Raw genomic sequence first — 25,746 nt, forward strand, 5'->3', positions numbered from 1 at the left:
AGAAATTGATCGTAAAATGAAGCCTATTCAACCACAATACTTTCTGGCTAAACCTAATCGTGAGATTATCAGTAAATTAAGCGAAATCTTTAATGATGGCATTGATGTCAAATTAAATGATGTGAGCGAATTATCATTTTCTCTCCCCTACTTTATTGATAAGCATCACAAGTTGAAGCCGAATAAGAATGTGGAGTTAATCAAGGAACGATATTTAATCAAAGTTGTTACTGGGGTTAAAGTTGAATGGTTTATTGTAAATGATATTAGTGATAATCTCGATGATTCGGACATTATGGATGTTAAGTGCTACTCTTTGACTCGTGAATTGGCTGACAAATTGATCAAAAGTTATGAAGTTGAGTCATACGGAGCAGATAAAGTTATTGAAGATATGCTTCGTTTAGGTAATACAATTTGGAATGTAGATTATATCGATGCAGACTTTAAGTTAAGTTACAGATCGTTTGAATTCCCCTCCTCTACTGTCCTCGAAGCAATCTATTCTATTGCTGAAGTCTACAATGCAATAGTCACATTCGATACTGATACCAGAACACTGAGTATGACTAAACCTGAATTAACAGGAATCAATATGGGCTTAACCGTGTCCTACGGCAAACTAATGAAGAGTATGAGTCGTAATCGTAGCTCAGAGGAAATGGTTACACGTCTCTCCGCTTCGGGTAAAGATGGATTGGGTATCAATAAAGTAAATCCAACTGGACAGAATTACATTGAAAACTATGGTTATTGGATCTATCCATTTGAACGAGATGCCAATAAAACAGTGATTTCATCAAGTCATTGGATGTCGGATTCACTGTGTCATGCGCTGTTGGATTACGAGGCGTTAGTTGAGAGTAAGACTGGATTGTTTAAAGATTATCTTGAGGAATTAGAAGGCTATGAGACACAGTTAAATCAGCTTAAGATTGATTTAAATAAGCTACAACAAGATGAAAAAGTTGTACAAGAAGTCACATTAGCTCAGCAGTTTGGAGATAAGATGTTCTTTGAGAAGTATAGTCATAGCGGAAGTACATCGAGAACATTCAAGTTGAATAAGGGTTATAACTACGCAGCTATGATTAAAGTTGACTCCACTTCTGGTGTGACTGTTGCGTTGAATGGATCTGTTAAACCTGTTACTTCGGGCAGATGGGTAATGCTAGGTAAGCTGAACAATTTAGAGACAACATCAATTACTGTCAATGGATCAACTACTGGTGTGTTCATGCAAGTTGCTACTATTAGTATTGAAGAGTATCAAATGGCTGGCAATGATAGTGCAATCGTAGAACGATACAGTTTAGACAATAAGGAAAATCAGATCAACCTGAAGCAAATTGAAGTTAATAACAAGTTAAATCAGATTTCAGATGTACAGAATCGGACTAAGGCATTACAAGTATTGTTGGATTCGGAGAATAACTTTACAAGTGAACAACTGTATGAATTGAATCCTTATATGATCAATAAAGATTTTAGCGATGATGTGTATATAGATGAGCAAGATTTATACGATGCTACTTTGGAGAAATTTAAAGAGTTACAAGTTCCTCAATTAGCGGTAGAGATTGATATTGTTAACTTTTTGGAGATTATTGAGGAGCAGCGTAATTGGAAAAAGCTAAACCTTGGTGATTTTGTAAATGTTAAATATGAACCATTGGGGATTGAGTTAACAGCAAGGATTAGTGAGATTAGCTATGACTTTGGTGGATCGAGTATTAAGTTAACGTTGAGTAATGCTAAGAATGTAAACGATGAGAGTACAAGAATAGAGAAGTTCTTGAAGGATACAAAGAATACTAGTGTAGTTGTTAGTAATGGAAGACCTGATTGGACTAAAGCTGTAGTCGATTCGTCTGAGATGAGCCGTTTGTTCGAAAATGTGTGGAACAAAGTTACCAATGAAGTCAATATGGCGAGCAACGAATTTGTAGAACTTTCCCGAACTGGGCTTACAATATATGACCCCGATGATCCCCTCAGATTCCTGAGAGGTACACACGGAACTTTAGCGCTGACACGCAGTGGCGGACTAAAGTATGAGACAGCAATTTCCGCTGATGGCGTTATCGCTGAGATGGTGTTAGGCAAAATTATACTTGGATCTCGCGTTGTTATACAAGATGATTCAGGTGTATTTACAATTGAAGGCTCCAAACTAATGATTGATGATCGATGTGGTCGCCCTGTTCTACGTTTGGGACTAACATCAGAACAGCCAGACGTATTTGGATTACACGTAAACAGATACGCTTCGAGTAATTGCAATGATAGAACAATTACTAATGTATCAGGGATGGATAACTCTAGAGGGTTCTACATTGATAAGATTCGTAATGGAGTAACTTCAAATGTTTTAGGTTTATCTTTGGATGGTAACTTTAGATTGCGTGTTGGTGATGATAATGAAGTTATCGTGATAAATGAATTTGGACTTGGTATTGGTGCTGAAACTTGGGCAGCTAGTCCTTTTCGCGTCGATTATAACGGAAATTGCTTTTTAGAGAGCCTCTGGGCTACAAACGCCTATATTACCAACTCAAAGTTTGAGAATGGTGAACTAAATGGTAATAAGCTAACTCTTCGTGATGGTGGCAATGTAATGAAGCTGTGGCCCTCACTGGGATTTTTCGCGGGTTCCGAAGCAGATGAAGATACTTTTCCAGAAGGGGCTCCAATGTGGATCAAGATGGACGGAACAGCGATTTTCAAGAAGCTTGTCGTTACAGATAAAAATAACACCCTCCTCATCGACTCCGAAAAGAAATACATCGACTTTGGCGGTTTTGATGCAATAGGTATAGGTGCTCTAGACGCTGAACTTATTGCTGCCAACATGCTTACTGCTCAAGATGGGATCATATCCAATCTCACTGCTGGCAAGCTCTCCACTCTTACTAATGCTGCAATTCAAGGTTGGTCAGACTATGTACGTATTGAGGGTAATTCGGTTAAATGGATTACTGGTAGGGTTACTGGTGCAGGATCACAAAAACAACTTTCAGATGGACGTAAACTCTATTGGACTACATCAGAACAAATGGGATTAATGACAGTTGAAGAAACTGCATGGCCTGTTATGGTCTATAATATGGAAGAGAAGATTAAGCGTGAAACGACCTTTGAGGGATCTGGTGATGCAGCTCAACCTGTCGAGAAAATTGGTACAGGTGATGGCGGTGCTGATGATCGAGCTAAAATGGTCAACACCAAATACAATGGCGGCTATAAACAGGAGTATAAAGCTTCAAATACAGCAAGATTAAGAAGTATTGATCTGCGCGATGACGGTATATCCCTTAAAAGTGAGGGCGGGGAAGTAAATATTACGATGGACTCGTTTAATGTTCTTGCTGCAAAAACAGTAAAAATCGGCACTGAGTCCGGATCTTACATTGAAATTACTCAAAACGGTGACATAAACATCAATTCAACAAGAAATGTGAAAATTAATGGTACTCGTATTGATCTGAACTAAACTTTTCCAATTAAGTTGCCGATGAATATAGTATAATCTATCTAGGTAAATAGGATAATTCTACTATAAAACTTCGGAGGTACATAACAAATGAAAAAAATACTATCTAAACTGCCAACATTCATGCTTGGGGCAATTGTAGGTGTAGCAGTAACTGCTGGATCTGCTGTCGGAGCTGCAACTTATCTGAAAGCAACGCAGTCCAATGTAAAGTTAATAGTTGACGGGTCTCAAGCAAAACTATCTGAAAGTCCTCTCAATGTTAATGGGAAACTTTATCTCCCTGTTAGAGACACGGCAAATGCCATGGGCTACTCAGTTGAATCTGTAACTAGTTCTCAAGTGTCACTAAAAGAATCGCAAAAAAACTCTAGCACAACTACATCACCTACGAATAACACATCTACCGCTCCGAGCAACCCAACAACAAGTACAAATACAATAGCAAGTAAAAAGGTGAAGAATTTGAAGGAAATTTATAGCACAGAAGGCAAATTGGATGCTGAAAAAATTCGTACAGCACTAAACAATGGCACATTAGACGTGAATGCCCAAGACAGTGAGTCGCTCAACTCTCTTCTTCATTATGTAATTGCAGAAAACAATTACGAAGCATTTAAAGCAATTAATAGAAATTCTTTAAATCCAGATCTGCAAAACAAGGATGGTAATACCTCCCTCCATCTCGCGATTCAAACTGAAAACATTTTTTACTTTGGGGAACTTAAGAAAATGAAAGCTGACCCAAATATTAAAAACTCCTCGGGCAAACTTGCGATTGATTTAGCCGACCCCAAATCAACAACTTATGATTCATTGAAAATCTATATGTTTTAATGCCATCCAACTAAGAAGCACCTAGAGATAGGTGCTTTATTTGATTTCATTTTTATTATAGTCATATTTCATTATATCTTGAATATCAAAAACAACTCCCAATTCTCTTTCGATTGCAATGTCATTTAGTGTCGTCAGTATTCTGTCGATTGTCTCAAAACTCACTTGCTTAGCTCTATTATGTTTAAGTTCGGTAAGTGTGTTTGGTCTGATTTTAGAACGTACCGCAAGTTGATTATATGAAACACCTAAACGGCTTAACACTTTATCTATATCGATTTTAACCATTTCATTTCTCCTTAATACACAAAGATAATACATATTTATTATAAATTATATTGCAATAAACTACAACACTCAATTGACTTTATCTATATATAGATGTATTATCTATCTATAAACAGATAAAGGAGATGAGTTAGTTTTGCGTAAAAGAATTCAGTGTATTGAAATAAATGAAGATTTCAATATCTATTACATTAGAGATATTGTTGGTAGAGTCTGGTATACGACAGGACACGATGAAGCAGACGCATATGACGCAATTTCCCATGGCGAAGGAATTCTTACGTTTATCTATTATAATCCAACAACAATTAATAGAAAACCACATTCTTACGACTTCAAGAATCTTGTACTGGATATGTTGGAGCAGATGGATTTGCAAGAAACAACTGAATATGAACTCGTCATTGGTTGGGATAACGCGGATGCATTTAGATTTATGAAGATGTCCACTTTAATGGCTTGCGACATTCTTCTTGATATCAATAAATACATAAAGGGGTCGGTAAAATGAGCATTGTGGAAAGTTATGAGCAAAAACTTGTCGAGTTCAATGGAAGTGAACTTCTAGGAGTGAAAACTGATGATGGTAAAGTCTATGTGGGTGTTCGATGGGTATGTGAGGGAATTGGTCTTACAGAAGATCAAATGAAGAATGAACGCAAAAGAATAAAGAACGATGTTGTACTTAACAAAGGGGGGTTAAATTTAACCCTCCCTACCAATGGGGGAATTCAAGATATTTTAACGATTGATGTAGAGTATCTCCCGCTCTGGCTTGCAAAAATAAGTATAACTCCCACCATGAAAGATAACAGTCCAGAGGTGGTTGATAAACTTATTGAGTATCAACTTAAAGCCAAAGATGCTCTCGCTCAGGCATTTATCCATAATCCTGCGAATCAATACTTGATGCTATCTGAAGAGGATCGGGCTATTGCTTACTTTACTCAAATGAAAGAAAAGAAACTCCTAGAAGTAAAAATTGAGGAATATAAGCCACTCATTACTTTTGCTGAGACAGCTTTGAAATCCAGCGACAATATACTTGTTCGCGAATTAAGTAAGATTGTTCAAGATGAGGGTATTAACATTGGAGAAAAGAAACTCTATCAAAAACTTCGTGACTGGAAGTTGATTTTAAGCAGTCAACGTGAACCATCACAGTATGCAATGAATTTAAACTTGTTTGTGGTGGAAGAAAATACAGTAAACACACCCTATGGAGTAAAGTTGAGTACAACAATCAAAGTGACTCCTAAAGGTCAAGTGTATATCATTGAGAAGTTAAAAAAAGAACACTCTAAACAACTTGTAGCGAATTGATATGCTTTAGTTGAAGTATACAGCACCTAAAGAAAAGAGGGCTAAATTGCCCTCTCTACTCACTTTTCTTTTCATCTAAAAGCATATCTTCTTGTGTTACTGTAATTTCACTTCCATCATCAAACGTATACACATATTGAATGCCAACCTTTTTGATGTTTTCTTTCCACCGATCCTCTTCTTCTCGCTCTCTTCTTTTCCTATCTATCTTGGATAAGAAGAAAGCAGAAACCATATGTATTACAACAAATAATATTGACCACGCCATTATGCTTAATATTAATCCATCAAACATACCTTTATTGTACACAATTCTTCCATACTGTATCACCAACATAAACAACCATGCTGAAAAGTTGTACAATAATGAGGCTCTTACGAGTACTTTTTCTTCGGTAGCTGAATAGCCAACTATCGCACCCAGTATAGCGGTTACGCATAAGCTAAGCATCATACCAAAACTAGCCTTCTCAGTTGTGTAAAAGTTACCTTTATGCTCGACAGGTTGACTAATATCAGAGAATAGCACAAATGAAAGAATGGTCAAAGCCAATATTCCGACCCTAATAATTACTCTATCTATTCGAATTTATCCTTCCTCCCTCCTTTTTCTTATACAGGGGCTATAATCTTTATCGGGTTATTCAAACTCCAATTGTATAGTGATATTCCCATGAAAGCATACTTTTACTACCTATAAGACTTCTTTCCTTATGATTTGAATTGTTTAATTTAGAACTAAATCAGCAAAAAATCACTTACAAATTTCAAAAATCATTCAATAAACGTACACAAATTGTATCAAAATCATACCGTTTAGATACCAAAATCATACATTTTGTTTTACGTGTAACGTTACACCTGATATAATTGTCTTAGATCCTCTATATAAAGTTTGAAAAATGGGTATAAGTAATCATGGATGGGACAAACTTTTACCACTATAGAAATCAAACAGTGGAGGTATCTGGGGATGACCAAGGAGGAAAAGGATATGGGAGCAGTTACAGAAATTAAACCTATTCGACCAACAAAAGCCGTGATCAATGAAAGTGATGCCCAAAGATTTGACAGCTATGCAAAACAAACTAAGAAAACTGAAAGCGTGGGCATGAACAGAATGCGCGAAATGATGAAGGAGTTTAGGGAAAAGAAATAAGCAAAGGTAGGCTGGACGATGCACAGTAAGATTTTGGAGGAAGCTGATTATGAATTAATCCAGAGCTTTCAATGTGAAGATGAACCAACAGTCGGAGATTTTCTACACGAACAAGCGCTTCGGTTTCAACACCTTAACCTTGCTAGTACCCGACTTTTCTTTGATGACAAACATAAGCTCGTCGGGTACTATACATTATACAATGATATGATGGAGATAGGTAAGGAAAAACGAAGAAAACATGGCATGGAAGATCTCCCTTCGTTTAAATTCTACCCTGCTGTTAAACTGCATTATCTCGGCGTTGATTCGAGATATAGAAAAAAGGGATACGGAAGATATTTATTGCTTCATTCTTTGGACACCGCCGAGAAAATTTCTCAAATTTCAGGATGTCTGTTCATGAGCGTTGAATCATTACCGAATTGCATGGAGTTCTACTTGCTTCACGAATTCCAAGTACTCTCGTATAGCAAGCCTTTGACTAATATGTTCTTTAAATTGGGTGAACTTTAAGTCCATTCTTTAAATGAAATACCGATTTTACATAGAAATTAGCAACCAAAAAGCCTTATAAATAGGGCTTTTTTTATTTGTCCAAATTTTATATTGGAGGTGATTTGGATTACAATACGCGACTCCCTCTACTTTTCTTTTGCTGGTATCAAATCTGTTGACTATGGCATACTCAACGTGAATTTGAACAGTGGGATGCAAGAAGATATTTTCTTTCCCTCTAGAGAAATAGTTGAGGAAAAGGTTAAAGGTAACGATAAACCATACTTTATGAGGACTGAAACTGAACCGCTAAAGTTTTCGGTCTCTTTTGCATTTGAAGATACTTGGAACACAGCAAAAATTCGTGAAGTTGCCCAGTGGTTGACTCAGCATGATTATTATCAGGAGTTGTACTTTGTTAATGAAGATGGTTTAGGAGCTGAGCGCATTTTCTACGCAATGGTCGTTGATGATTCCACTTTGGTCCACAACTGTCTCAAACAAGGATATATCAATTTAACTTTCCGCTGTGATTCTCCCTACTCTTATTCCCCTATCATGACTTCTCGTACATACCAATGGAACCATACTCCACTTGAAATAAAAAAGAATACATATTCAACGGGAACACATCAATCAACAATTATAAATCCACAAGGAAATTTAATACTTAATTCAGCAAGGCCAAAATGGTCTGACTTTCCTTCTGGTACTAAATGGTCAGATATTTAAAGAAAGGAGAATCAAATGTCTACTGAATCAAATAAACTTAAACTCAAGATACCCTCCTTTACGGACGAAATAGAAAAAACCATCAGAGAGCTTGGCGATAATTTTAATTTACTTGATCTTATATCGGATGATTATGTATCTGCTACTCCAGCAAGTGGAGATTATCTAAGAACTAAACGTTTATACAATAGCGCTCCCGTATACGATGGGTATGTTGGATGGGTAAATGTCCGCACAGGTAAAGCAGCTCCATTTTGGCAAATGCTTAAGAGCTATACTGTTGGTGACTATATTATGCCTAGAGTTGATAATGGTCATGTTTATATTTGTGTGCAATCAGGAACTTCTGGCTATACAGAACCCATCTTCCCCGTCTCCACTGACGCACAATTTAATGATACTCGATTGGCAAGTACATGGGCCGCTGATACACAATACAAACGCAATGATATCGTATTGCCCACTATCGATAATGGTAGGTTTTATATAAACATTCAAGCTGGTGAATCAGGCAACACAGAACCGCCATGGCAAACAGTTGATGGCGCTACTACATATGATAAAAATGCTTCATGGGCAACACATCGAATAACAAGATGGAAAGAAGCTGGTAGTGCAGCACTATTCTATCCTTTCGGTAAGATTGGTTAGGTGACGATATGACTACGTGGCAATCAATTATCAATCTTAAGGGTAATTACACTTCTGAAGCTATACCAATTCCAATTAGCGCAGATGGTGTGTTGAGTAAAATATCTTGGGAATCAGTTGAGCCAATTGGTTCTAAGATTGTTGTTCAAACTCGTTTTACTCGTGACAATCTCAACTGGTCAGAGTGGCAAAACTGTATAAATGGTGCTCATATTCCAGATGTCGTTGAAGATGTTGGATTCTTTAATGTTAGTATCGTGTTTAGAGTGTTATTTGTAAGAAACTCTTACGATGAGGTTCCTGAATTTAAAGGCATAACATTTTACTTTGAACCAATCCTATTGTTTGACAATAAGGGAGATAAGAACTGCTCTCCTGAGATTTGGATAACAAAACAAGGCAACGGTGATTTCAGTATCATCAACACTTCACACAACAATGAAGAATTTAAGTTTAAAAGTCTCATTCATGGTGAAATAGTGTTTGTAGACAATGAGAATCAGGACATTGAAACATCATTGGCAGTCACATACCGATACAAAGATTTCAATAATAACTATCTCTCATTCCCTGTTGGTAAGAACATACTAAGAGTAACTGGTGATGCAGATATCAAGTTTAGATATCAATTCACATTGTTACAATAGGAGGCTATATGACTGGAGTAGCTTATAAAGGATCAACAATACAAGATTCAAACAAAAGCGGACATGTGTCATATGTTGAACGATATGAAAGTGGGTCAGAATGTTCATCATGGGATCAATTCGGAAACTGTACAGGATATAGTCCGATTTATAGTACAACCACTCATACTACTGGAGCAAGAATTACAGGGACAGTAAATTCAATATCTACTGTTTATGTTAATGGACAACCAATTGCTTCTGTCTCATCACCCACACAAGAACAATGGGTAGCAGATCCATCACCTTCCCCTAAATTAGGAGGGTCAATTATTTCAATCAGTCCCGGCACATCTGGATCAGGTTCAGGTCAAGTTTCAACAGGTAGTTCCACTGTTTTTGTCGGTGGTAAAGCAGTATCAAGTATCTCTAAAAATGTAACTACACATCTAAGCACAACAACGCCAATTACCTCTGGTAGTAGCAATGTATTCGTCAACTAAGGAGGTGAACAATTGCCAGATTTAAGTACATATCTACAATATAATGACCCCGTAACAATTATCTCTCGTAGCGGTACTCCTCAAGATCCATACGTTGATCGTGCCGACTCTCTTCCTGTTATCAATGGAATTATAACTCTTCTCGAACTACCCTCTTCTACTGATAAAGTTAACATCGCTGGATTCGTTGAGATTGATCAAGATGTGTTTGAGAATAGACCGTACATTAATGAAAATGAATTTCTTGTCCACTATGGTATGGGAGTAGTTCAATTCCATCCATCTCAAGAGGGAACAGCACATTTATGTAGATATAAAGGCAGAGGATTAATCATGTATCCTGCTTCTCGTATCTATGCCATGCTTAGTCGCAATCCAGATGTGGTGGTTACTTTACAGGATTATATTGATCAAATTCAAGCTAAAATCAATGAGAATCAGATTGCATTGGGTAAGATTGAAGATGCCATTAGACAATCACAAGAACAGACAGAACTATCTAAGTTGGCTACCGATAAGGCTAATTTAGCTGCTGAAGATGCAACACAGTCAGCAAATAAAGCTAAGGATGCCTACAATACCACTCGTCTCGTCTACAAAGAACCCGTACAAGACTTAGCTGAATTGAGATTAAAATATCCATTGCCTGAAATTGGTTGGACAGCTCAAACATATAAAGATGGCAAAAGATATCGTTATGACGGCAAGAACTGGATTGAAATTGATGTATTTGGCTCAAATCTACAAGTTGTTAATGAGTTTAAGGATGGCCTAATGAGCGTTGCTGAACACCTGAAGCTCAAAGATATGCCACTGGAACTACAAGACAGAGTAATTGTGTTGTGTAAGGGTTCCTATATTTTTCAAGAACCAATAGATACATTAGCCCCATTCCCTTTCTCCGGTGAGATTGTGAAAGTTGAGGCTGTTTGTGCATCTTCAGGAGAAACAGAAACAGAAGTAACAGTAGAGAGAACAAGAGATTTTAGCACTTGGCTCAATGTGCTTGATCGAAACATCAAGTTTAGCCCCAACGAGAAAAAAGATGATAAGCAAGTCACTATAAAACATAAGCAAGTAACAGCAGGAGACATATTTAGAGCCAATGTAATTAAGGCTGGCCTTAACATGCAAAGCCTAACAATCCTAGTAACGGTAAGAACATAAATTATAATCATAAAGGAGTTTTATACATATGCCAGCACCAATTATCTCATGGAGAAATTCGACTCACACACAAGAAATTACAGGCCCTTTTGATTACGGAGTAATTGACGCAGATGACAAGAGTCCCATTTATATTTTCAATGTTTGGAACAACTATAATGGAGCAACAGATGTCTCCAAGATGGAAGATTGCACAATCACTACTCGTGACATGAGCGGTGGTACAGGAGATACAGTAGGTAATGAAGTCGAAGTAGTTAAGAATAACTGGTTCCATGTGCAAGTAGATTCTCTTGGCGAAACAGATATTGATGAAGAAAGTTCTCGTGTAGGTAAAGACTTTTCTAAGCCTATTGGAACAACTGGATCAACTACTAAAGACTATACTGGAGCTAACTACACAACTCCAATTAAACCGGGAGTTAAAGAGATCCTTGGTGTGAATAACAATGGTAACCCTGTTGATGCAGCAGGTAACTATGTAACACTGTCTATCCAATGCGAAGTTCCCTTAAATGCTAGCTCAGGGAAGCAAAATTTCAAGAAAAGAATTTCTTATCGCTTCGTGTAAGTTTTTACATATTTGAATTATAGGGCAGAGTCATATCTCTGTCCTTTTTTTATTTTAAAGGGGGTTTAATTTTGATTCTAGGTAACAGACAATATACTCGCTCACCAGTTCCTCAAAAATACGTTTGGGTAGCTGATTATTATGATGGTACAAATCTCACCGAATATGACTTACAGACTAAGAAATCAAACGACTTTGACAGTATAGATAGAGACAGATTAATCAGTTTTGGTATTATTGGTCAAGGTTCACAGCTATACTACAATGTTGCCAATGGTGTTTTCCACATCAATCAGGATCGATTCTCAATTTCGTATATTTCTACCGATGAAGAACTCCCTCTTACAGGGAGAGCGTTCCTATACAATGATCACATCCAATTTAAAAACGGATCTTCTTATGCAACTTTAAACTCTAGAGCTAAAGAAGGAAAATTTAAGAATAGCATCGACTGCTTTAATTTCGGATATAAAAAAGCAATGACACTTAACGATGTAAATATAAATTATCAATGCATCTTCTCATTGCCTGATGAGGATATTTCTTATTTCCAAATCAAAGTTACATCTGACAAAGATTTAGATGGTAAACTCATTATTCGTAAGAATAGTCTTATTATTGATCAAATTGTAGCTCCTTTAAAAGCAAACCACTCTGGTATCGTGAACTGGGAGCTGAGATAGTGTCAACAAAGGAAATTGGATTACCTATAGATCTAACACTTGGAGTACATAATGGCACAGAGATTAAAGATGGAAAACTACAACTCAAGGAAATCGCAATCGATTCTACTGGAAAATCTATATATGCTGCTAAGGGGACATGGGAGTCTTCGGTTATATCGATTGGTGATAAAGTAACTGCCTTTCAACGAGTGGTCAAAACTATGGTTGGCATTGGTTCAAATGTGGATTACAAGATTTTCACTAAGTCATCCACGGACAATATTGCATGGTCAGACTATGTAGAGATTACGTACCTAGATGGAAAGATTAATAGTCCAGTTGGGCTATACGCTCGAATTAAAATTGAACTATCCTCTACTTTGGCTCCAGCATTACTCACAGTAGATGAGTTTACAGATGGTAAATACAACACTGATTATGTCTCCTCTTCGGATGGAACTTTGAGGCTGAAACGAAACATCTCTCTCTCTCCTACTGTATCAACGCATGAGGATGGATTTCTTTATCGCACAAAGTTTGAGAGAAGCAAATTAAGCAAGATTAACGGAATAACGTTTCAATAAATGAGGTGACAACTTGGCTAACTATTCATTGATTCAAGATTCGGTGAACTATAAAACATTTAAGAATAACGCTTGGATTAATTTATCAACAACATTGCCTCTTAAAAGTGTATTCATTTCGGATGGTATAGGTGATCTCAGTGTATTAAATCGGAGCAGTAAAACCATTATACAGAATATGGTCAATACTGGTGCACTGGGTTCAGGCAAGGTTTTTAAATCAACGGTAAATTTAAAGAAATATATTGAGATTACTAATTTGTCTGTAAAATAATGATTTCAATTAGAAAGGAGATGATTCTTTTATGGCAATCTCAACAGTAACCGCTATTCCGATAATGACATCAAATACTGCCCCATCTGGAATTGCCAGTGCAAGTAGTGCTGATGCATCATTTCCCGCATATTTAGCGTTCAATGGAGTTTTTAACGCTACTGGATGGCGTGGTCTTGGAACAATCAACCAGTGGCTAAGATATGAATTCCCAACTGCCAAAATAATAGCTAAATATTCCATCGCAACTTGGACTGTCAGTAGAGGGACAAAGAATTGGACATTTGAAGGTTCGAATGATGGAATGGTTTGGGATGTACTTGATACGCGAATAAACATTACAACTTGGGTCGCTGGCGTTAAGCAAGAGTTTATTATCGATTCATCTAAAGTGAAAAGCTATAAGATGTACAGAGTCAATTGTTCTGTTAATAACGGAGATGCTTCATATACTGATATTTCAGAATTAGAAATGTTTGAATTGCTTTATTCAAATAAAATCTTACTTTCATCCAGTAATGGGGTTTACTCATTAAAGGATTCTTCTGCCTATAAGTTAAACACAGACAGTGAGAAAAACTTCATTAGTTATGGTGCAGACTCAATTTCAAGTTTCAATGGCTACTTAACAAAAATGAAAGACATAAAACATACAAGTGCTGTGCTTGGCTCAGGTAAAACCTTTGAACACACAATTGATATGTCAAAGCGACGAGTAGATAAAATTACACTTGGCTAAATTTGAGAACACATCTATATGGTGTGTTCTATTTATTTTTGAAAGGAGATGTTATAAATGGGTATATCTACTGTGACCGCTGTTCCAAAAATGACATCCAACACTGCACCATCGGGTATTGCAAATGCAAGCACAAACCACTCATCATCCCAATCGTTTATCGCATTTGATCAAAATTATGCATTAACATCGAGTGCTTGGACAACTAATGCAATTCCTACTGGATGGATATCCTATCAGTTTACAAGGCAACTCTTCATTGGTAAGTATGCTATCTATCCACAGCAGACTGCTTTAACAAGAGCGCCTAAAAATTGGACTTTTGAAGGTTCTAATGACGGAGCAACTTGGACTATTTTAGATACACAATCAAACGTCACAACATGGGCTAATAGCACAAGAAAAGAGTTTATTGTATCAACCCCAAAACTGTTCAACACATACAGGTTGAATATTACTGCAAATAATGGTGATTCCCAGTATCTATCAATTGGTGAATTTGAGATGTTTGAACTAACTTATTCGAATAAATTCTTGATTTCATCGGAAGATAAGTATTACAGTTTGATTTATGATCCTATTGATTTAATTCCAAAAATGACTAGCGACATTTTGCCAAGTGGGATTGCAACTTGCAGTAGCATGCTTAATACCAGTGGTGCTTACAATGCCTTTAATGCATTCGATAAAAATATAATCCAAAGTGGCAGTTTCAATAGTTGGGTTACCGCATCAGGACAATTGATCGGATGGTTGGCGTATGAGTTCCTTGATGCAGTAGTAGTAAACAAATATACGCTTGTTCATGGATACAATAATGTGAATGTTGCTCCGAAATCGTGGACATTTGAAGGGACAGATGACAATGGTTTAACTTGGACAGTACTAGACCAAAGAGACAATGTTACTGATTGGATATTATGGACAGAAAAAGAGTTTGAGTTTACTAATTTAAAAAAGTTCAAAAAATACAGAATAAACATCACTGCAAACAATGGAAATACCTCTAATGTGGGCATACAGGAATTGAAGATGTATGATACAAATAGAACTCTCCTGTCTTGTCCTTCGTCATCTGAAGGAATTTTTGTTAAATCTGGAATAAACATAAATGAGGTGATTGGCACTCATAAAGAGATTTCTAAGAAGTCGTATTTGACCACCTCGTCAACTCAAATCGGTTCAGGAAAAGTCTTCAAGCAAAAAATAGATACATCAAAAACACCAATCAAGAAAGCGTCAATCACATAAGCATGTGAAATGATTGTTTGATTTGTTTTTAAGAAAGGAGTGTTAAGTAATTGGCAACAATAGGACAATCTTTACCTTCTCCAGAGGAAGGGTGGACGAGATATGATGATACCGATCCTATGTTCAAATACTCAAGTGGATTTTCGCCATCACCCTTTGCGGAGTACTACAATGGTACTGGTAGGCTTTCGTCCACAATAAATTCAACTGTGGAATTTCAATTTAAAGGAACAAAATTAAGGATTATAGGCAATAGACATAGCAGAGGGTCATCTCAAATATCTATATCTATAGATGGTATCACAGAGATATTTAGCCAAAATAATGGAACTATTATTCAACAGGCACTAGTTTACGAAAAATTAAATTTAATCGATTCTATCCATACAGTAAAAATCACCACAAATGACACCAACTTTGTTCTTTTTGATGCAATCGATGTAACCCAGTTATTTTATAAGACATTTGTTTGTGAAGACAGTTCGTATTATTATTATACAAATTCATCGTGGAATCGACTTTCTAGTATTGAGCCAAATGAGGAAGAGTACCGCACATACGGAATGGATAATTTACTAATTGTCCCTGAAGCTGCTTGGAGAATATTTAAAGGCGAAGTGGAATTACTTCACTATACAAATGATCCTACTAAAGAAGTATCTTTTAATATCGAAACCGAACCTTTCACCCTAGCCGAAGAATGGGAAGACAAAGAGATTAAAATCATCGAATACACCGATGACCCAAATCAAACAGAATCTACGATTACAATTGAAACTGAACCATTCACTCTCTACGATGAGTTGAGTGACAGTGTAGACGTTCTATATTACACAGATGATCCATCCAAAACTTCTGCGGAACTAAATATCACGGCTAACTACTCCCCATTGGATGAACTTGAGGGAGATTTTGACGTGGTTACGTGGAGTGACAATAATAGTCCAAAAACTTCAACAACCACTTCTATCCCCTCTCCTCAATTAATTATCCAAACCGAAGATTACCCTATATATGGCGAATTACTTTCTATTGTAGATAAGCTTAATTCAACAAATGGAACATTAAGATATGCCGTCTCTTTCAATGAGGGAAACACATGGGAAGTTTGTAAATTTAGTCAGTGGAGAACAATCAATATTTCAAGTTTAGCTGCTTTTAAACAAAGTGGGATGAGTCATTTTGATGTTTCTTTAATCGATTCTGATGCATTAAATAGTAAGGGTAATAAAATTAGATTTGCTTATTATATTGACGATGGTATACATAATTCAGATCCCGGAACTGCCATCGACAGCATGAAACTAAATATAAACTCTGCAACAGAAACAATCAAAATGGACAATGTTGCTTTCTATGTGTTGAATACTAATGCTACGATTCAACTTTCTCTGACAGGTAGTAAGTTAACAGGTATCTTAGATGATAGCGACAAAGGTAGAGTCCAATATCGAATTCTAATTAATGATAACCCCTACTATCCATCTGACGGCAGCTTCACTCGACTAGCTCCTTCTCCTCAAGATATCGACATTAACATCTCTGATCGTGACGTTATATTTAATCAGCCGAATGTACTCAAAGTTGAGTTTCAAGATTATTGGGGCGAGACTGACTTTTGGGAAACAACATTTGTAGGAACATATTCAGGGTTAATGTTTATGGATGAATCAGGTGAATATCTATCGGATACATTTGGAGGAATTCTTAAGCAATTAGATTTTGGAGTAATCATAGCTGGTCAAACTACTTTAACTCAAAAGGTAAGAATCAAGAATCAGTTAGGTTATGCGATTGATAATGTCTATTTGGCAATGGATAAGAAGTATGAGCGCGATGGTGTTGTAGTTGAGTTATCCAGACAGGCTAATCCATTCCTCCCTATCGACTATCTGACTTATGGACTCACTCAGCCAGATGAAACAATTGATTTCTATGTTCGTATTGCAACAGATATGAGAGCACAGCCAAATCCCAATGGACTTTTTGAGTTAGTAGTAAACGCTGATCGTGTGTAAATCTCAATACAATGAGATGAGGAGTGACATTTTTGTACTATGATGACCATGATACGGAGGGGATTATATATGTAAAGAGTCCCTCCAACCGTTTTACAAGTAAGTATGTATTATATGCTCAAGATGAGACAAATTTAGAGTCTGAGCTGGTTATAGCAACAAGAAAAGAATCAACAATGGATTCAATCATATCTATAAAGTCATCTATAAGAAACAAAGATATCTCAAGCAGTCTAGATGTAATGTATCGTGCTTATGGCGATCTAGAATCTACAATTGAAGCTATAATGTTCACCGAACTAGAAAGTTCGATTAATGTCAGACCACATAATAGAGCACAAGGTAGATTTGAATTAATCGAAGCTCCTCGAACTAACATTGAATTAAAACCAATTGGAGATGCTACAACACGTAGTCGTATCGATTTACAAACGATAAACTATGGTGATACACAGCGTATGATGATTGGTCATGACAATGTAGAGGAGTTTGAGTCGTTCGTTAACTTTGGTGATTTGAAGGTTGCTATACCCGACCTATTATATCTCGAAGATGCAAAGTTGAGATTATATTATACAGGAACAGTTAAATCTGACGCAAACATTGAGATATATCAGCCTAGTACAATTTGGCGTGAGTATGGTATCACCTATGCAAACAAACCACAATCAACTCAACTGCTTACCAATCAATACGCTATAAATACATCCGAAAAATATGTTGAGATTAATGTATTAGATGTTTTGAAGCAATTGCAAGATGGTTCGTTAATCAACTATGGATTAAACATAAAGTCTACTGACAACACTCCTATCTACTTCAATACTCGTGAGTCAACCAAACCTCCAATATTACAAGTTCGATACATAACATCAGCAGTGCAATCCTATGGGCGTTCTGAGATAGATTCTGAATTGATTGTATATAGAAAAGACAATAAGGATCTCAATTCAACTTTAACGGTTAAAAGTGATCGTGGATGGAACTACTTAGATTCGTCTATTTATGTTCACAGATACGAAGACCCACTTTTCAAAGAGATGAATAGTTTCCTATGTGTAAATCGTCCAGATGTAAACTCTTATATGACTGTAGCTATTCGTGCATCGGATGAGTTAGAATCCAGCATTACTATCATCGAGAATAGTGTAACTGAGTTGGAAGCATCGATTTCTACGTCCAAACCAGACCTTGCTTCGACGATTACAATCGACACTAAGATCAGTATGATTTCCGAGATTTCAATTGCTAATCGATCCTACAATGATTTGACAAGTAGTATTATAATCTCTAAACCAGATCTCACATCATATATTGAAATATCCAATCATATTCGTGCTAATCACGATATAAATTCTGTGCTAACAATAAGAAATGAATACAATGAGGACTTAGACTCATTTATTACAGTTTCTAAACCAGATACATCAGGGTTTCTGCTTATTCGTGGCAACGGCTATTCCGATATCGATGGAATATTAGATGTGTCAACATTCAATTATCAAGATGGATCAATAGCAGTTTCAAGACCTGATATGAATTCTACATTAGAAATCAGGTATGTGTCTGAACAAGACGGAACAATTTATATCAAGGATAGAGATTATCTAGACAGTGTAATCGATATTAGACAGTTTAGCGATCTAGAGTCGACAATTCTAATCAAACAATTCAAAGAGATTGATTCAGAACTAACCATATCTAAACCTGATCTTGGTGGATACTTATATCCTAGAGTTCCGGGAATAAACAACAGGGATGCAATAGTAAGTATACGTAAACGTGATGTAAGCGATATGGATTCATTCATATTAATTAAAGGGTTATCTTCAGGAGCATATTATTACATACTTTAATTTTCAGGACTCTCCATGTGGGGAGTCTTATTTTAATTGAGAGAAGGAAAACAATGTGTCAGACAAATTTCTAAATTTTATTGTGGGGGTGGTTGGAAGTGTAACATCGTATATGTTTGGAGGATGGAGTAATCTATTGGAGTTACTTGCTATCCTTACAATTTTAGATTTCATTACTGGTATTGTAGCTTCAGCAATTGAGGGACACAGATATCCTGATCGTAAAGATAAGGGTCTTAATTCTAACAAAGGTTCATTGGGTATAGCCAAAAAAGCTCTAATGTTTACGGTTATTTTTGTAATGTATAAGATCGATACAGTACTTGGGTTAAACGGGACTCTAAGTTTAGCTGTAGGGGCTACATACTTTTATATTGCAAATGAATTGTTAAGTCTCACGGAAAACTGGGCTCGAAGTGGTTTGCCAATTCCTTCGCAGGTCAAAAAAGCAATCTCTATTTTGAAAGATAAAAGCGGAGAGGTTTCTGATTCAAAAGATAACAAGAATAAATAAGGAGTGATTAAATGACTCAAAAAGGCAACTTTCTTTTACTTGATATTGAAGAGTTCCGTCCATGGCTGCAAAAGCAGAAAGTGACGCGTAGAATCAAAGGGCTACAAGTACATCATACTGGATCACCTAACTACTCTACTCGTAAGATGATGAATGGGATTGCTCAACAAGATCACTTTGTCTGTTTAGAGGGAATGCGTAATTATCATATCAACACGAACAAATGGAAAGCCACTGGACAGCATTTAACATTGTTTGAAGATGGTAAGGTTGGAGTTTCCTTGGATCGAGACTTAAACATGACTCCCGCTTGTATCTACAATAACAATGCAGGATATGTAGGTATCGAGATTATCGGTTGCTTTGATAAAGGCGTAGACACAATGACCGCAATACAAAAGCAAGCCGCAATTCATTTGTATGCTGCGTTGTGTGAGAAGTTTTATGTACCAGTTAATACAAATAAGATTGTATATCACGCATGGTTCTCTGCCAGTGGTACACGTCTAGGAGACTATACACCGGGGAAGTCAAGTAAGTCATGTCCGGGCACTGCTTACTGGGGAGACGGCAACACAATTGCTTCTGCAAGCAAAAACTTCATTCCTCAAGTTAAAGTAGAGTTAGAACGATTAAGAAATGGGATTTCGAATGCAACTCCAATTACAAAACCAAAGGATGATGAACCTATGACTGAAGTAGAAAAGTTACAAGTGGCTAATCTTGAGAAAACAATTCAACAGCAAGCAGATTGGATTAAGGCTGAAAAAATCAAGGCTAATATGGAATGTCCATCTTGGGCTAAAGCTGCATATGAGTATTACAAAGATTATATTTCTGACACCACAGGTAGTTACGATTTTTGGAGACAGCTCGTGATTAACTACCGTAAAGACAATAACATCAAAGTAAACTAGTAATTATACATAAAGGAGTTTAGATAAATGGACAATTTATATGTAATTGCAATCATCCTTGCTGCTGTTGTAGGAGGGTTATTTGTCATTCCGTTTGCCATGAAAAAAGGATGGATTACGAAGGATAAAACTGAAGGCATGAAGCAAATGTTGTTGGTGACCCGACTTGTACTCGATGTGATCAAGACAGATAAATTAGATAAGACTAAGGCCACATTTGCGTTAGATATTGCAGATAGAGTTGTTGATTACGTAAATGAGCACATGGATGACAATGTTGATAAAAGGGCAATTTCATTAAGAATTATTGACGATTTGCTTGCAAAAAACGCAGTCGTACCAACGGTTTCTGAACGGCAACTTATTGAGATTGTGATAGATCAGGCAATTTTGCACTCAAATAAAGATAAATAACAAATATAGGTAAAACTTAACCCCTCTTGAGATATTATTCTCTTGAGGGGTATTTTTTTCATTTTTTTAGCTTGTGTATGTTTTCTTCAATTACTTGCTTACAGTAAGTTGGACTCAACCCATGCTCCTTATAAATTCGAGTAAAAGCTAGTCCATTATTATAATGTAAGTCGTATATCCTCTCAAAGTCACGAGCACGTCTTCTTATGCCTCTTTCTTTGGTGGTTAATATATCTGCACCCTTAAATTTAAACAACTGCTTAATCGACCACCAGTCCGTTTCAGTAGCTTCAGCAATCTGTTCAAAACTGAGCAAGTCTTCATTATACATTTTCAGCATCTGGGGATACATGTGTTCAATCTCACTCCATTTGTGGGTATAGGATTCACCTCCCCACTTAGGTTTTTCAAATGTGATTGAATCATAAACATATAAATTCTCACTCTGGATTTTACAAGCGTATCAATGGCTTCCTTTCCAAAATCCTTCTCTCCACCGCGGGCCAAACTGTAAGCTTCGTCAATGAACAATATTCCACCGAGTGCCTTCTTGACCAGATCTCTTGTTTTCTGCGCCGTGTGACCAATATATTCTCCAACCAGATCCGCACGCTCTACTTCAATAAGATGCCCTTTACTTAACACACCCATCTTCTGAAAGAGTTTGGCAACGATTCTCGCAACGGTGGTCTTACCAGTCCCCGGATTGCCTTTGAAGATCATATGATACACGTGCGCACCACTAAGTAAACCTGCTTCAGTGCGCATCTGAGCAATCTGTAGGAAAGCATAAATCTCAAATACCAAGTCTTTGATATTTTCAAGTCCAACCAGTTGCTCCAGTTCACCCTGTATCTCCTGGAAGTGAGCATGTTTGGTTATACTCTTGGCTGCCTGTACTGCCGCTGCTTCATCTTTGACCAACATCTGAGGTTCCTGGTTACGCAACACAATATTAATTTGTCTGGATGGTCTGCCTCCTGGTTGCTCTCCTGCAGCCATGACCCGTCCGTTCATTCGCCATCACCTCTATTTTATCGGGCTGAACTCTCCTGATTATTAATGTATTCTATCAGGTGCTCCAATATTAGAAGGATCATGAAGAAGAATTCTACGGCGAAGTACATGCCTCAAATCTGAATGTTTTTTCGAAACTCTCCGTTCTCAAACAAACTCTGCCTATGCTTCAGCGATAACTGAAAGTATGGAAATACATGTGCATCAATGGCATGCAGCAGTTCCTTTGCCGTCTTGTTAGCCAAGTCATAATCACCTGTAGTAATATGCTTCCGTGACAATGCATCTTCAAGCTCATCTTCATCCAGCAAAAATACTTCTCCATCTTTCAGCACAACGACATCCAGATACAGGTCATCAAACCAAGGAACACCCTGATCGGTTATCCCCTGACTACGACATGTATCAATGTACCACTCTACAATCCGTTCCTGATCGTCAAACATCGCTGTAACAACAAAATGCTCTCCCTTCGGATAGTATTGCAGCCAGGAATACCCTTTATCTGCGATACAGAAGGTACTGCCTCCATAAGTTTTCCACAGAGGTTCTTTCAAATCCTGTATGGTGTACAACGTAATATAACCTGTGAAAATTTTGGATTGAACGAACCGGCATGTGAATTGTCGGTTCGTAATCCGGCGCCAGTTCGCGCGGTCCCCGAATTTCCGTTTCATACGAACCCCTCTTTGCCGACTACAGGTCCGTGACCTGCTCTGATGTTATTGGTGAACAATGTAATAACGTCCGCCTGATGGATTCCAGCGCTCTGGGCCCGCCCTTGCACAACGTATTACGAATAGTTACAGCTTACCATATTTAAGGTTTACACTCAAAATCAAGCTTTGTCCCACCTATTCATCAAATCAGCTTCCATTACAGTTGGTTCCGTATACCAAAAAACTGCTTCACCGGTTTTCCGGGAAGCAGTTTTTTCAATGTAGCTATTTAGTGATTCATTGGCTTAGCCGCCGGTTCCAGCTTGAGAATCTGCAGGTGCATCTGTCCCTCCAGTATCCCCACTTGTTCCGCTGTCCGGAGTTACTACCTCACCTGGCGTTGTTACGGCTCCATCATCGGAACCTTCACCGGTACCGCCCGGATCTGTTGTCCCCTGACCAGGCGGGGTCGTATTTCCTTCCCCAGGTTGACCGTTTCCTTGGCCAGCTCCGCCGTTGTTACCGTTGTTTCCGTTGTTACCATTGTTTCCGTTATTACCATTACCATTTCCGTTGTTGCCATTTTCATTCCCATTACCATTATTACCGTTCGAGTTGCCATTATCCGGTGAACCAATGTCCGGATTCTCTGTACCTGGCTGCTCAGGATCTATCTCTGTTCCAGGGTCTATACCAGGATCAGGTTCCTCCGGCGGCATTTCCTGCGCTTCAATCATCAAGGAAATGGTGTTGGAAGGATCCGTCTCAAGTCCTGATGCCAAGTCGTAAGCTGTCACATAGTACTCATAAGTTAGACCAGGCAACGCACTTAAATCTTGTGCATTGGTCGCTCCTATTGCATCAATAAGATGAGTGAACTGGGCTTCCGATGTTTCTTTCCGATAAATCCGATATTGCGTACTCGCGTCACCCGTTCCAGTCCAACTCAGTGAGACGGTTTGTGCATTTGGATCGTATGATCCACTCAGCCCACTAACGGACAGAGCCGGCTTTTCTGGTTCTTCTACTGGCGGAGGTGCCTGCCCTCCAGCTGGTGCTTTGAATTGCTTCACTGGAACGCCTTTTAAAGCATCTCCCATGACTTTGGCAAAGAAAGCTGCCGACAGCTTACTGCTGTTCTTAAGCATATGATTGGCATCCGGATTGTCATAGCCCATCCAGACTGCGGCAGTCCATTCCGGTGTGTATCCAACAAACCATACATCACGGTTGGCACTGTTGCCAGAGATACCACTTTGAACTGTTCCTGTTTTACCCGCAACCGGACGGTCCAGACGCGCTGAACGTCCCGTACCGTCATTAACGACATTCTGCAGCATCTGTGTAAGCTGATACGCATTTTGCTCACTCATGACACGCGTTGTGTCCGAATTATCGTGTTTGTAGGTGGTTTTGCCTGCGCTATCCTTGATTTCTTTAATCGCATAGGCTTGTCGGTATTCTCCGAGGTTGGCAAATGCACTATAGGCTTGCGCCATCTCCAGTGTATTTGTACCTTTACTTAGACCACCAAGGGCAATCGCCAGGTTTTTGTCTTCATCCGTCAGCTGTATGCCTACACTTTTGGCAAAATTAATGCCTGTGTTAACACCTATTTTATCAAGTAGCCAAACGGCCGGAATATTTTCCGATTTCGTAATGGCTTCCGTCATACTGATCGTTGAAGAATATCCATGCAAGTTACCAGGACAGTAGTTACCAAAACATTGCTTCGCATTACTCAGCGAGGAATTGGCACTGTAATTTCCTGATTCAAGCGCCGGTGCATAAGACACAATCGGTTTAAAAGCTGAACCTGGTTGTCTTCGACTCTGCGTTACACGGCTATAACCTTTAGTCTGATAATCCCGTCCACCCAAGAGGGCAACGAGGCTACCATTCTCATGATTCATGATGACCATGGAGCCTTGGACCTGTTGATCATCTTTGCTTGCCTCGAACAAACTGTCATCTGTGAAGGCCGTTTCCATGGCTGTTTGAGCCTGAGCATCCATGGTTGTATAGATTTTGTATCCGCCGATATTCAGATCATCTTCCGTTTTGCCTGTTACTCGCTCAGCTTCACGAAGTACATAATCTATAAAACCTTGATACTTCCTGTCTTTCTCTGGTCGCTTATAGTTATAGTTAATCTCTTTTGCTTCGTCCATCTCCGCCTTGGTAATGTAGCCTTGTTCATACATCAGCTGCAATACCACACCTCGACGTGCTTTTGAGTCGTTTGGATTGCTCACCGGATTATAGGCAGAAGGCCCTTTCGGCATAGCTGCCAATGTAGCAATTTGCCACAACTTCAACCTCTTGAGATCAGTAACTCCAAAGTAAAATTCAGATGCCGCTTTAATCCCGTAACGCTGATGTCCGAAGAAAATCCGGTTCAGATACATCGTCAGGATTTCGTCTTTTGTGTACTTGCGCTCTAATGCCATGGCAATCGATACTTCCGTTGCTTTACGAAAGAACGTTTTGTCACGGGACAAGAACATGTTCTTGGCAAGCTGTTGGGTTAGTGTACTACCACCTTCCACCATGGAACGAGCCATGACATCCTTAACGGCTGCACGCCCAATGGACCAGATATCCACGCCTTGATGATCGTAGAATCGCTTATCCTCCGTTGCAACAAAGGCTTGCTTCACCAGTTCAGGAATATCATCTTCTTTGACGGGTTCCAGCTTCTGAATGGATAGCTCCCCCATTAATTGGCCATTGCGATCATATACTTTTGAAGTTTCATTAATTGTGGTTTTGTCCTTGTTGGCTTTGAGCAGATTTTCACCACTCACCATAATAAATAAATATCCGCCAAGTGCACAGAATATGGCGATTGCCATCGTGAAAAACAGTGTCCATCCAACGCGTTTACCCGTAATTTTTTTCTTTTTAGAGGTCTTTGGCTTCGCTTTTTTGGGTGACTTGTTATTGTTGTTGCGATTGTTAGACCTCGACAACGGATCGTTTGGCATGTT

General features: G+C 38.1%; 27 protein-coding genes and 1 pseudogene. 22 read left to right on the plus strand and 6 right to left on the minus strand.

The genetic code is table 11. From position 1 onward, the window contains the following. Positions 1-16 precede the first annotated feature (16 nt). Positions 17-3,493, plus strand: coding sequence for a phage tail spike protein (locus NST33_RS18660; RefSeq protein ID WP_339304613.1), 3,477 nt, complete (start codon positions 17-19; stop codon positions 3,491-3,493). 90 nt (positions 3,494-3,583) lie between these two features. Continuing rightward, positions 3,584-4,330 carry a hypothetical protein gene (locus tag NST33_RS18665; RefSeq protein WP_339304615.1) on the plus strand — a complete coding sequence of 249 codons (747 nt, stop codon included), beginning with the start codon at positions 3,584-3,586 and terminating at the stop codon, positions 4,328-4,330. 36 nt (positions 4,331-4,366) lie between these two features. Here NST33_RS18665 and NST33_RS18670 read toward each other — a convergent pair whose 3' ends face one another. After that, positions 4,367-4,618, minus strand: a complete 252-nt coding sequence (locus NST33_RS18670) for a helix-turn-helix transcriptional regulator (protein WP_167433611.1) — start codon at positions 4,616-4,618, stop codon at positions 4,367-4,369. Positions 4,619-4,754: 136 nt separating this feature from the next. Here NST33_RS18670 and NST33_RS18675 point away from each other — a divergent pair, with 136 nt between their 5' ends. Both NST33_RS18675 and NST33_RS18680 read left to right on the plus strand, forming a co-directional pair. Beyond that, positions 4,755-5,129 carry a hypothetical protein gene (locus tag NST33_RS18675; RefSeq protein WP_110895150.1) on the plus strand — a complete coding sequence of 125 codons (375 nt, stop codon included), beginning with the start codon at positions 4,755-4,757 and terminating at the stop codon, positions 5,127-5,129. Further along, positions 5,126-5,941: a phage antirepressor N-terminal domain-containing protein gene (locus NST33_RS18680; RefSeq protein ID WP_167433612.1), complete on the plus strand. Its 816-nt coding sequence runs from the start codon at positions 5,126-5,128 to the stop codon at positions 5,939-5,941. Before NST33_RS18675 ends, NST33_RS18680 begins: the two co-directional genes overlap by 4 nt. A gap of 55 nt (positions 5,942-5,996) precedes the next feature. On the opposite strand, the gene NST33_RS18685 is transcribed toward NST33_RS18680, so the two are convergent. Continuing rightward, positions 5,997-6,494 (minus strand): hypothetical protein, encoded by a 498-nt coding sequence (locus tag NST33_RS18685; RefSeq protein ID WP_146236110.1) that lies wholly within the window; start codon positions 6,492-6,494, stop codon positions 5,997-5,999. 420 nt (positions 6,495-6,914) lie between these two features. Here NST33_RS18685 and NST33_RS18690 point away from each other — a divergent pair, with 420 nt between their 5' ends. From NST33_RS18690 to NST33_RS18775, 18 genes are all read left to right on the plus strand, one after another. After that, positions 6,915-7,100, plus strand: a complete 186-nt coding sequence (locus tag NST33_RS18690; RefSeq protein WP_339304622.1) for a hypothetical protein — start codon at positions 6,915-6,917, stop codon at positions 7,098-7,100. Between the two features lie 18 nt (positions 7,101-7,118). Further along, positions 7,119-7,616 (plus strand): GNAT family N-acetyltransferase, encoded by a 498-nt coding sequence (locus NST33_RS18695; protein WP_339304624.1) that lies wholly within the window; start codon positions 7,119-7,121, stop codon positions 7,614-7,616. 99 nt (positions 7,617-7,715) lie between these two features. Further along, positions 7,716-8,330 (plus strand): phage tail domain-containing protein, encoded by a 615-nt coding sequence (locus NST33_RS18700; RefSeq protein WP_339304626.1) that lies wholly within the window; start codon positions 7,716-7,718, stop codon positions 8,328-8,330. Positions 8,331-8,345: 15 nt separating this feature from the next. After that, positions 8,346-8,981, plus strand: a complete 636-nt coding sequence (locus NST33_RS18705) for a hypothetical protein (RefSeq protein ID WP_336761636.1) — start codon at positions 8,346-8,348, stop codon at positions 8,979-8,981. Between the two features lie 8 nt (positions 8,982-8,989). Continuing rightward, positions 8,990-9,628 carry a hypothetical protein gene (locus NST33_RS18710; protein ID WP_339304628.1) on the plus strand — a complete coding sequence of 213 codons (639 nt, stop codon included), beginning with the start codon at positions 8,990-8,992 and terminating at the stop codon, positions 9,626-9,628. Positions 9,629-9,636: 8 nt separating this feature from the next. Then, a complete protein-coding gene (locus NST33_RS18715) occupies positions 9,637-10,110 on the plus strand; it encodes a hypothetical protein (protein ID WP_339304630.1) in 474 nt (157 codons plus the stop codon). 12 nt (positions 10,111-10,122) lie between these two features. Continuing rightward, on the plus strand, positions 10,123-11,277 hold the full coding sequence (locus NST33_RS18720) for a hypothetical protein (RefSeq protein WP_339304631.1): 1,155 nt from the start codon (positions 10,123-10,125) through the stop codon (positions 11,275-11,277). Positions 11,278-11,305: 28 nt separating this feature from the next. Then, entirely contained in the window at positions 11,306-11,848 is a 543-nt protein-coding gene (locus tag NST33_RS18725; protein WP_339304633.1) for a hypothetical protein, read from the plus strand. Positions 11,849-11,919: 71 nt separating this feature from the next. Continuing rightward, a complete protein-coding gene (locus NST33_RS18730) occupies positions 11,920-12,531 on the plus strand; it encodes a hypothetical protein (protein ID WP_339304635.1) in 612 nt (203 codons plus the stop codon). Continuing rightward, entirely contained in the window at positions 12,531-13,097 is a 567-nt protein-coding gene (locus NST33_RS18735) for a hypothetical protein (RefSeq protein WP_339304637.1), read from the plus strand. The genes NST33_RS18730 and NST33_RS18735 overlap by 1 nt, the downstream gene beginning before the upstream one ends. Before the next feature lie 13 nt (positions 13,098-13,110). Continuing rightward, positions 13,111-13,371, plus strand: a complete 261-nt coding sequence (locus NST33_RS18740) for a hypothetical protein (RefSeq protein ID WP_339304639.1) — start codon at positions 13,111-13,113, stop codon at positions 13,369-13,371. A 31-nt stretch (positions 13,372-13,402) separates the two neighbouring features. Beyond that, positions 13,403-14,110: a hypothetical protein gene (locus NST33_RS18745; RefSeq protein ID WP_339304641.1), complete on the plus strand. Its 708-nt coding sequence runs from the start codon at positions 13,403-13,405 to the stop codon at positions 14,108-14,110. 57 nt (positions 14,111-14,167) lie between these two features. Beyond that, entirely contained in the window at positions 14,168-15,361 is a 1,194-nt protein-coding gene (locus NST33_RS18750) for a discoidin domain-containing protein (RefSeq protein ID WP_339304643.1), read from the plus strand. Positions 15,362-15,411: 50 nt separating this feature from the next. Then, entirely contained in the window at positions 15,412-17,379 is a 1,968-nt protein-coding gene (locus NST33_RS18755) for a hypothetical protein (protein WP_339304645.1), read from the plus strand. Between the two features lie 32 nt (positions 17,380-17,411). Further along, positions 17,412-19,235, plus strand: a complete 1,824-nt coding sequence (locus tag NST33_RS18760) for a DNRLRE domain-containing protein (protein WP_339304647.1) — start codon at positions 17,412-17,414, stop codon at positions 19,233-19,235. Between the two features lie 55 nt (positions 19,236-19,290). Next, positions 19,291-19,749, plus strand: coding sequence for a phage holin family protein (locus NST33_RS18765; protein ID WP_339304649.1), 459 nt, complete (start codon positions 19,291-19,293; stop codon positions 19,747-19,749). 11 nt (positions 19,750-19,760) lie between these two features. After that, positions 19,761-20,666: a peptidoglycan recognition family protein gene (locus tag NST33_RS18770; RefSeq protein WP_339304651.1), complete on the plus strand. Its 906-nt coding sequence runs from the start codon at positions 19,761-19,763 to the stop codon at positions 20,664-20,666. A gap of 27 nt (positions 20,667-20,693) precedes the next feature. Further along, positions 20,694-21,080 carry a hypothetical protein gene (locus tag NST33_RS18775; protein ID WP_339304653.1) on the plus strand — a complete coding sequence of 129 codons (387 nt, stop codon included), beginning with the start codon at positions 20,694-20,696 and terminating at the stop codon, positions 21,078-21,080. A gap of 58 nt (positions 21,081-21,138) precedes the next feature. On the opposite strand, the gene NST33_RS18780 is transcribed toward NST33_RS18775, so the two are convergent. The 4 genes and pseudogenes from NST33_RS18780 to NST33_RS18795 all read right to left on the minus strand — a co-directional run bounded on the left by NST33_RS18780 (position 21,139) and on the right by NST33_RS18795 (position 25,743). Then, the gene (locus tag NST33_RS18780) at positions 21,139-21,420 is read right to left on the minus strand and encodes an AraC family transcriptional regulator (RefSeq protein ID WP_339304654.1); all 282 of its coding nucleotides are present in this window, start codon (positions 21,418-21,420) and stop codon (positions 21,139-21,141) included. Positions 21,421-21,527: 107 nt separating this feature from the next. Beyond that, positions 21,528-22,097: pseudogene (locus NST33_RS18785) on the minus strand (AAA family ATPase); the annotation flags it as partial. Positions 22,098-22,210: 113 nt separating this feature from the next. After that, a complete protein-coding gene (locus NST33_RS18790) occupies positions 22,211-22,774 on the minus strand; it encodes a DUF402 domain-containing protein (RefSeq protein ID WP_062835000.1) in 564 nt (187 codons plus the stop codon). Between the two features lie 287 nt (positions 22,775-23,061). Beyond that, on the minus strand, positions 23,062-25,743 hold the full coding sequence (locus tag NST33_RS18795) for a PBP1A family penicillin-binding protein (protein ID WP_221821693.1): 2,682 nt from the start codon (positions 25,741-25,743) through the stop codon (positions 23,062-23,064). Positions 25,744-25,746: the final 3 nt, after the last annotated feature.

The sequence above is a fragment of the Paenibacillus sp. FSL L8-0435 genome (genome assembly GCF_037965655.1).
In the GTDB taxonomy this organism is placed as follows: Bacteria; Bacillota; Bacilli; order Paenibacillales; family Paenibacillaceae; genus Paenibacillus.